Consider the following 9,189-nt stretch of genomic DNA (forward strand, 5'->3'; position numbering starts at 1 on the left):
GGAATAATGATTATGCTCAACCGAATTACCGTTCAGCTCCCGGTGGAGGGGTTGCTTTTCTGGAAACTCTCAGGCCGCGAGGCGATGTCCGAGTCGTTCGCGCTGACGCTGACCGTACTCGGCACGGACGCGCGCATTGACCGCAGTAAGCTGCTGGGCCAGCCGGTCACGGTGACCATCCCGACGCAGAATCTGCTGACGTCCCGCTATATTAACGGAAAAATTACCCGCGTGGCGGTCAGCGCCGTTGAGCTGACGGGCACCCGCTATGCGGTGTACCAGCTGACGGTGGAGCCGGACCTGTGGCCGATGAAGCGCGACCGTAACCTGCGTATCTTCCAGGGCCAGACGGTGCCGCAGATTGTGAAAACCCTTCTGGGCGAGCATCAGGTCAACGTTGAGGATAAGCTCACCGGCAGCTACCGGGTATGGGACTACTGCGTGCAGTATCAGGAGTCGAGCCTGGATTTCATCAGCCGCCTGATGGAGCTGGAGGGAATTGCGTATCACTTCCGCCATGAGGCGGACAAGCACACCCTGGTGCTGACTGACGCCGCCACGCAGCATCAGCCGTTCAGTGGCTATGATGTCATTCCTTACCACCAGACGCCGTCCGGCGGCAGTACGGACGAAGAGGGCATCAGCCAGTGGGCGCTGGAGGACAGCGTGACGCCGGGGATTTACAGCCTCGACGACTATGACTTCCGCAAGCCGAACGCGTGGCTGTTCCAGGCCCAGCAGAACCCGGCGTCGCCGAAGCCGGGCAGCATCGACGTGTACGACTGGCCGGGGCGCTTTGTGGACAAAGGTCACGGGGAGTTCTATGCCCGTATCCGTCAGGAGCGCTGGCAGGTGGAGCACCAGCAGATTCAGGCCACCGCCACGGCGGCGGGGATAGCGCCAGGGCACACCTTCACGTTAACCAACGCGCCGTTCTTCAGCGACAACGGGGAGTATCTGGTGACGGCAGCGGGCTACCACTTCGAGGAGAACCGCTACGCCAGCGGCGAGGGGGAGACCATACACCGTACCGATTTCACGGTCATTCCGTCGGCGGTGGTTTACCGTCCGGCGCAGAGCACGGCTTGGCCGCGCACCTACGGCCCGCAGACGGCGAAGGTGGTGGGGCCGAAGGGGGAGAGTATCTGGACGGATAAATATGGCCGGGTGAAGGTGAAGTTCCACTGGGACCGGCTGGCGAAGGGCGATGACACCAGCTCCTGCTGGGTTCGCGTGTCGAGCGCGTGGGCAGGCCAGGGCTACGGCGGGGTGCAGATCCCGCGCGTCGGCGACGAGGTGGTGGTGGACTTTATCAACGGCGACCCGGACCGTCCGATTATTACCGGCCGCGTGTATAACGACGCGAGCATGCCGCCGTGGGCGCTTCCGGCCGCAGCGACGCAGATGGGCTTTATGAGCCGCACGAAAGGGGGCTCCGTGGACAACGCCAACGCCCTGCGCTTTGAGGATAAAGCGGGCGCAGAACAGGTATGGATCCAGGCCGAGCGCAATATGGATACCAGCGTTAAAAATGATGAAACGCACAGCGTCGGCGGGGCGCGCAGCCATTACGTGAAGAAAAATGAGCTGCATCGTGTGGAAGCAAACCAGACTCAAGCGGTGAAAGGTGGAACCGAGATCCTGACGGGGAAAGGCAAGCTGGATGCGGCGGTCGAGCAGTATGTTATTGCATCCGGGACGAAGCTGCGGCTGGTCTCAGGTGAGAGCGCTATTGAGCTGAACGCTAACGGCAAGATTAACCTGATCGGCAAAGAGTTTAACTTCTTCGTGGAAGGGGATGGTTATATCACCACGGGCGGTAAGCTGCATCTGAATACTTCTGGCACCAAGCCGGGCACAACGGCGCCGGGTTCTGGGCATAAAGGGGATATTGATGCGGCGGTGCAGGCGAAATTTACGCCGGGAAAGGAGAGTAAGGCTGGTGTGGCTGCCAGCGCACCAGCCGAAACCTCTAAAAACGCTACGCCTCCAGCATCCAATGTTCCTTCAAGCGGATATGGAAAGGATGTAGATAGTCTTGTCGATAAATCACCGACGATGAAAAATGACATAGCGACGTTAAAGAAACGAGGCTGGACATTTGAAGAAGGTGAAGCAGGCAAGGGGACGTTTGCCAATCGTCAAAAGCGCGTTATTACCGTTGATAAAAATGAGCTCGGTAACCCGAATGCAGTCGTTCAGTCTCTGTCACATGAAAGTGGTCACGCTTTATATGAACCCAACATTGATTTTTCTTCGCGCGACGCCTATCTCAACAGCACACTCAGTGATGAAGGCGCTGCAACCTTGAACAATATCCGGGTCCAACGCGAAATCATAGCCAACAAGGGTGGGGATATAGGTATTGCAGGCAATCCGGCAAATCAGACACAATATAATCGTATCTATGATTCTCTCGAACGTGGGGCTATAAAGGAAAGTGAAGCGCGTACGCAGATAGGCCGTATCTTTGGCAAAGGCGAACAAACGTCTACCACAGGGCAATATTACGAAGATTATTATGGCGGTTGGTATGATAAAAATTATCCATAGTCTAAAAACGGGTGCGGTGCTTGCGGCTTTATTAACGACGGGAATGGCAGGAGGTAACATGCAGAAACAGGATCTTTGGCAGTTCATTGAAGAAATGAGCGCATCACTCAAAACATTGTCCGTTAACAGTCTGGATAACGCTCCGTTGTCATTCAAGCTAACGAAACAAAATGAATATATCAATTTCTACAATGCCGACGATATCAAACTGGCGGATGGAACGAACATTACTGCAATTGATTTACGTTTAAGTAAAGAAAGTGACGGGATGGCACCGTTACTGAATTTTTCACCGTCCGGCCAGTGCATCACTCTCGACACTGTTAAAAAACATTATCCGCAACTGACGTTAACTGATTATCCACGAGGCCGTTCGGAGAACGAAGTGACCAGTTATACAGCGCTAAAGGATATGAATGGGCAAAAAATAAGCTTCAGTTTCATGGTAAAAAAACCTGACTGCTTGGGTGGGGTCGCTATTAGCGCTGACTAAAAATGTTTATTTCATTACTCACTGCTTTTTAAAGTAGTGAGTAGCATAATATTTATCCAGCAAATGACGATTAACGTGAAAAAACGCCTTTCTGTCTCTCTTTTTTTTACCCTCATGTCTACCTTTCTGAGCAGTTATGAAGTAATGGCTCAGACTATGCCGCTCATTCTGGCTAAAGATGATTTTTCTCTGCAGTTAAACGACCAGATTGTGGCACTGGGTGAGACATGGACTCCTGAGGTTGCGCGTAAAATTGCAGTTTCTGTGGAAGGTAGTTTTTTCGGTGAAGTTCCTTTTGACGGAACGAACTATAAATTCTACCAGCATCAGAAGACTGGGTTAAAAATATTCAGTTCCAATCTCTGGTGGGATAAAACCGAGCGAAGTGTTGACGATTATATTGTGGCGCAGATTACGTTAACTGCTCCGGATGGCAAAACAGTTCGCGGGATCCATATTGGTTCAACAATAAATGAACTTAATAAAGCTTACGGCAGTGGTCAGGTCGAAAATGATTCCGGGGAGCAGTGGGTTTCCTATGAATTGGGTAAGAAATTGCTCTCTTTTGAGCTTAAAGATAGTAAGGTTGTAAAAATAACAATGAATTACGAAAATGGTACTTCAGAGTGATTTATGACCAAAAAGTATCTGGCAGTCGTTTTGTTCACGGCGTTATTGACAGGCGTCGTTGAAACCACAACGGCGCTTGAATTATCTCAATACAACAAGCTCGATACGGTCAGTCACATCGTTAACGACAGCGAAGTGACTGACAATCTCAGGAAAACGCTGGGAAATCATTACCAGACCTTTATTGATAACTTTGATGTCTTCGGTGAACCGCATACCACCACAGGTGGTGGGTTGTTTGTTGAAGGCTGGTTAAAAGATCTCTATCAGGAGAATGCATCCGCGCTGGTCATCAATCCTGACGGCAAAATCTTTGCAGCCTGGGGGGTTCCGACGTCGGACGTTATTCATTACCAGTCATCTGACAATAGCCCGGTTATTCATGCCGATATTCAGCAGTGGGCCGCCAGATTTAATGCGATGCATTTTGCAACGTTCGGCCAATCAAAACTCGTATTTGAAGGGGAGTGGGCTGGCGAATTCAAGAACGACTCGACGTTAACCCTGCGATTAGCTGAATCAGACAACCGGATCATCGGCTCTTATTGCTATATCTCCCAGAGAGGAAACCGCATAGATTGCCCGGAAGATGATGAGCAAAATCTTAGCGGTACGATCGCTGGCAATCGTGCCAACGTTGAGTTCAACTCATCGTTTGGCGGCGTAGGTGGACGGGCTGTTCTGGAAATAAAGGGGCGTGAAATGGAATGGCGTTTAGTTACTCCTCCTCAAAAAGGAAATTACTATGCTCCGCTGCGATATACGTTACGTAAAGCCGCTTCGGTTCAAAACGCGGAAACCAGAAAACTGGACACCGATAAATTTGCTATTTCGCTGATAAACAAATGCGGCCATTTTGAGAGCAAATGTGACGAGATGGTTTATCTCGGCGTGCGCAAAAGCGATAACAGTACGATCTCCTTAAGGGGTAAAACGTTACACGACTCCGCAGGTAAAATAATCGGCTCAACGTACAAGAATGGCGAGATCGCTTATACCGTGACGTATGCACCTGTGAAATTGGTTGTCAGCAAAGGCAGTCATGTTTTAGTCGAACAGTCAGGTCAGTGGCTTAAATAAAACAGCCAGCCAAAAGGTCAGCATGGATTGGCCTCTTTTGTTTCTCTCAATATTAATCATCCCGAGTTCACTTATGAAATACACCCTCCAGGAAGGTTCATTTTCCCTTTTTCCTGCTGCCTGGCAGGATAACAGCATTAACATCATTCGCGATGACGAAAGCGGGCTGTCCGTGGTGGTCAGCCGCGGCGTGATTCCCGATGGCAGCGACTACGAACAAGAGTTTCACCGCCAGTGGGATGTGCTGCGTCCTCAGATGGGTGAGATCGCCCAGAGCGAATTCCGGAGCGTAAAAGCCGGGCCTGATGGAAAAATTAACGGGCTGGAAGTTGAGACCACCTTTGACCGCAACGGGCAGCGTCTGTGGCAAAAACAGCTGGCCGTGAAGACGCCGGGCAAACCCGTAATGATGATTTTTACCCTCTCGGCACTCAGAGCATTCACTGAAGAGGACGAGGTGCGCTGGAGCGCGCTTAAGCAGAGTCTGACGCTAAACGACAACCGGAATGTGTAAGGCATGAGCGATAACAACGCGGCCCGTAAGGGCGACGAGATTATTCACTCCAGCATTTTTGCTGACATCACCAGCATTGTGGCGGAAGGTGCCGCCTATGCGGTGATCGGTGCGGCGGTAGGCGCAGCAGCAACCGTAGCGGCGCCATTGCTGGGTGCGGGGGCAGCAGCTGCAGGCGTGGCAGCAATTGGATCCAGTTGTCTGTTAAGCGGCATCATTGGCGGCGTGCTGGCGAACGTGGCGGGTATCACAGACGATATCAGTAACGCCGCGGAAGGGTTAGGTAATGCGCTTTTCCCGCCGTCGCCTGCGGGCAAAATCACCACCGGTTCGAACAACGTTCTGACCAACGCAATCCCTGCCGCGCGCGCGGCAGGCACGCTCACGCCCGCCGATACCCCGCCCCCTGAGCCGCAGTCGCCGGGCAGCTTTGCCGATTACGCGGGCATGCTGCTTTCCGCCGCCGGACAGTTTGGCAGCGAAATGTGGCAGCCGAGTGTGGCCTCCGCCGCTGCGGGAACCTCGCCGCTGGAAGAAGACAAGGTGGCGTGTGAAAAACACTCCGGGCCGCAGTATCTGGCGGAAGGCTCCAAAAGCGTCTTCATCAACGGCCAGCCTGCGGTGCGCGCGAAAGATCGCACCACCTGCGAAGGCACCGTTTCCGACGATGTCTCTCCTAACGTGATCATCGGCGGGGACACGCTTACGGTCCGCGATATCAAAAGCGGTAAAACGCCGGGCCTGGCGCTGGGGATGATTGCGCTCTCCCTGCTGCGCGGGCGTCCGGGCAAGATCCTGAAAAACATGCCCTGCGCGCTGGCGGCGGCTGGCGGCGGGATGCTGGCGGATATGGCGGTCAACGCCGTGTTCGGCTCCTCGCACCCGGTTCACGCCGCCACCGGCGTGAAGGTGCTGAATGACGACGACGAGCTCGATTTCTCGCTGCCGGGGCGCTTCCCGCTGCGCTGGCAGCGCAGCTATAACAGCCTGACCACCCGCGAAGGGCTGTTCGGCCTGGGCTGGGCAACGACCTTTGACAGCTATCTCTCGCTGGAAGATAACAATGCGACCTGGTTCGATGAAACCGGTCGCGAGCTGAGCTTTGAACTGCCGCCGGTCGACCGCGCGTTTTACAGCATCAGCGAAGGCATCATTATCCGCCGCAATGAGAACGGCGACGTGGCGATTGCCGACGACGACGGCGCGGTGTGGCGTCTGTACAAACCGACCCGCGCGAATCCTTCTATCCTGCGTCTGGCCTCCCTCAGCGACGAATACGGCAACGCGCTGCTGACGGCGTGGGACGAGCACGGCAGGCTGGTTGGTCTTCACGACGAGCCGCGGGCTATCGACGTCACCCTGCGCTATGAGGATGAACGTTTCCCGCAGCGGGTTACCGCAGCCAGCCATTTCGACGGCAACCAAACTTGGCCGCTGATGCAGTGGGGCTACGATGCGCGCGGCCAGCTGGCGAGCGCGACGGATGCCTCCGGCGTGGTGACGCGTGAATACCGTTACAACGACCACGGCCTGATGGTCTGGCACCGCTTGCCGGGGGGGCTGGAGAGCGAATACCGCTGGAAACAATTCGATCACTGGCGCGTGGTGGAAAACCGCACCAGCACCGGCGATGGCTGCCGCTTTAGCTACGATTTAGACGCGGGGCTGACGACCGTCGAGCACTACGACGGCCAGACGCGACGCCACTACTGGAACGCACAGAATCTGATTGTGCGCTACGTCGACGAGCGCGGTGAAAACTGGCGCTACGAGTGGGACGATAACGAGCTTCTGACGCGTCGCATCGATCCGCTCGGCAACGCCGTCACCTTCGTTTACGACGAGATGGGCAACCGGGTTCAGGAGACCGACGCCGACGGCAATACCCGCACCACCACCTGGCTGGAGCACCGCGCGCTTCCCTCGGCCATTATCGAAGCCGACGGCAGCGCCACCCGCTTCTGGTACGACGAACACCACGGGCTGAAGCGCGTGGTGGATCCGCTGGGGCAGACCACGAAGCTGCGCCGGGACGAGTTTGGCCAGGTTGTGGAAGAGGTCGATGCCGCAGGCAACAGCCGCTATCAGGAGTACAACGAGGCCGGACAGGTTGTCCGTTCGACGGACTGTTCCGGGCGTGTTACCCGCTATCGCTATCATCCGCTGGGCTGGCTGGTGGCTGAGACAGGCGCCGACGGTGAAGAGACGCGCTACCGCTACGACGCCGCAGGGCGCCCGGTGCAGCTCGATCGCCCGGAAGGCTGGACGGAATCGCTCACATGGAACGAACGTGGCCTGCCGGTGAAGCATGCGGGCGCCGACGGGAAAGAGAGTGAGTTCAGATACGATGCGGCGGGGCGCTTAACCGCCACCCGTAATACGCAGGGTGAAGAGGTCCGTCGCCGCTGGGACAGCCGCGGGCGTCTGATTGCCCTGGAAAACGAGAACGGCGAAGCGTACCAGTTCCGCTGGGGCGCTGACTCGCTGCTGCTGGAAGAGGTAGGGCTTGATGGCGTGGCCTCGCAGTATCGCTATGACGCCTGCGGACGCACGATTGCGCGCACCTTTGCCGCCGGTCATCCGGAAGCTATCACTCACGCTTTCGCCTGGAGCGCGAGCGGCCAGCTGGTCGCCCGCACCACGCCAGAAGGGCAGACCCGCTACCACTACACGCCGTCCGGGCTGTTAAGCCGCATTGGGCTGCATCCGGCGCTTTCAGCCGATGCCTGGAGCACCGAGGCGGAGCAAGAGCTCGCCTTTGAGTATGACGCGCTCGGCCGCGTGACGCGCGAAGCGGGCGAGCATGGTGAGCTTGCGTGGGGATATGATGCGCTGGGCAACCGCACTTCCGTCACGCTGCCCGATGGCCGCGAGCTGAAACAGTTCTACTACGGCAGCGGGCATCTGCTCAGCATTGCCCTCGATAAGCTCTCGGTCTCCGACTTTACCCGCGACGAGCTTCACCGTGAAACCAGCCGCACGCAGGGGCTGCTGACCACCCGCAGCGAATACGATCGTCTTGGCCGACTGCATCGCCGGGACGTCTTTACCGGCAATGCCCAGCGCCCGTCGCCGCGCCGCTGGTCCCGCCGCTGGGATTACGACTACCGCAATAACCTGGTTCGCGAAGAGCGGGACGATAACCCGTTCAGCTGGTACCGCTGGCAGTACGACAGCGCCGGGCGGCTGCTGGTTCAGGACGGTACGCTACCCGGCCAGGAGCAGTGGCGCTGGGATGCATCCGGTAACCCGCTGGAAGGCTCTGCTGAAAAGGTCACGCACAACCGCCTGACGCAGCTGAACGGCATTCGCTGGCGTTATGACATCCACGGCCGCACCGTGGAGAAGGATAACGGCCAGACCCGCTGGCACTACCGCTACGATGGCGAACATCGCCTGACGGAGGTCATCAGCCAGCCGCGGGATCGCAACAGGCCGCAGACGCAGGTCAGCTTCCGCTACGATCCGCTCGGTCGGCGCATCAGCAAAACGCGACGCCAGATGCTGGGCGGCCTGCCAACCGGTAAGCCGGTCACCACCCGATTTGTCTGGGAAGGGTTCCGCCTGCTGCAGGAAGTTCACGGGGATGTGCCGCTCACCTACGTCTACAGCGATCAGAACAGCTACGATCCATTGGCGCGTATTGATGGTGTGGAAGCGCCGGAGATCTTCTGGTTCCACTGCCAGCCCAACGGCACGCCGGAGCGGATGACGGATATCGAAGGGCAGGTGCGCTGGGAAGGTGTGAACAGCGCCTGGGGCAAGCTGCTGCGGGAAAGCGAGACGCAGGTATCAGGATATTCTCAGAACCTGCGTATGCAGGGGCAATACCTGGACCGTGAGACAGGGCTGCACTACAATCTGTTCCGGTATTACGACCCGGACTGCGGACGGTTTACGCAGCAGGACCCGATAGGGC

At 56.6% G+C, this 9,189-nt stretch carries 6 protein-coding genes; all 6 read left to right on the forward strand.

Annotated elements, in window-relative coordinates:
- The first annotated feature begins 12 nt into the window (after positions 1-12).
- The gene (locus IM295_RS19665; protein ID WP_193067214.1) at positions 13-2,553 is read left to right on the forward strand and encodes a type VI secretion system Vgr family protein; all 2,541 of its coding nucleotides are present in this window, start codon (positions 13-15) and stop codon (positions 2,551-2,553) included.
- Positions 2,534-3,046: a hypothetical protein gene (locus IM295_RS19670; protein ID WP_226859521.1), complete on the forward strand. Its 513-nt coding sequence runs from the start codon at positions 2,534-2,536 to the stop codon at positions 3,044-3,046. Before IM295_RS19665 ends, IM295_RS19670 begins: the two co-directional genes overlap by 20 nt.
- Positions 3,047-3,121: 75 nt before the next feature.
- Positions 3,122-3,676, forward strand: a complete 555-nt coding sequence (locus tag IM295_RS19675) for a hypothetical protein (RefSeq protein WP_232948375.1) — start codon at positions 3,122-3,124, stop codon at positions 3,674-3,676.
- A 3-nt stretch (positions 3,677-3,679) separates the two neighbouring features.
- Positions 3,680-4,756, forward strand: a complete 1,077-nt coding sequence (locus tag IM295_RS19680; RefSeq protein ID WP_193067216.1) for a hypothetical protein — start codon at positions 3,680-3,682, stop codon at positions 4,754-4,756.
- Between the two features lie 73 nt (positions 4,757-4,829).
- Entirely contained in the window at positions 4,830-5,270 is a 441-nt protein-coding gene (locus tag IM295_RS19685; protein WP_193067217.1) for a DcrB-related protein, read from the forward strand.
- A 3-nt stretch (positions 5,271-5,273) separates the two neighbouring features.
- The coding region (locus IM295_RS19690; protein WP_193067218.1) for a DUF6531 domain-containing protein at positions 5,274-9,189 on the forward strand (3,916 nt) is incomplete at its 3' end.

This window comes from Enterobacter cloacae complex sp. P14RS (assembly GCF_014895895.1).
Lineage (GTDB): Bacteria > Pseudomonadota > Gammaproteobacteria > Enterobacterales > Enterobacteriaceae > Enterobacter > Enterobacter bugandensis.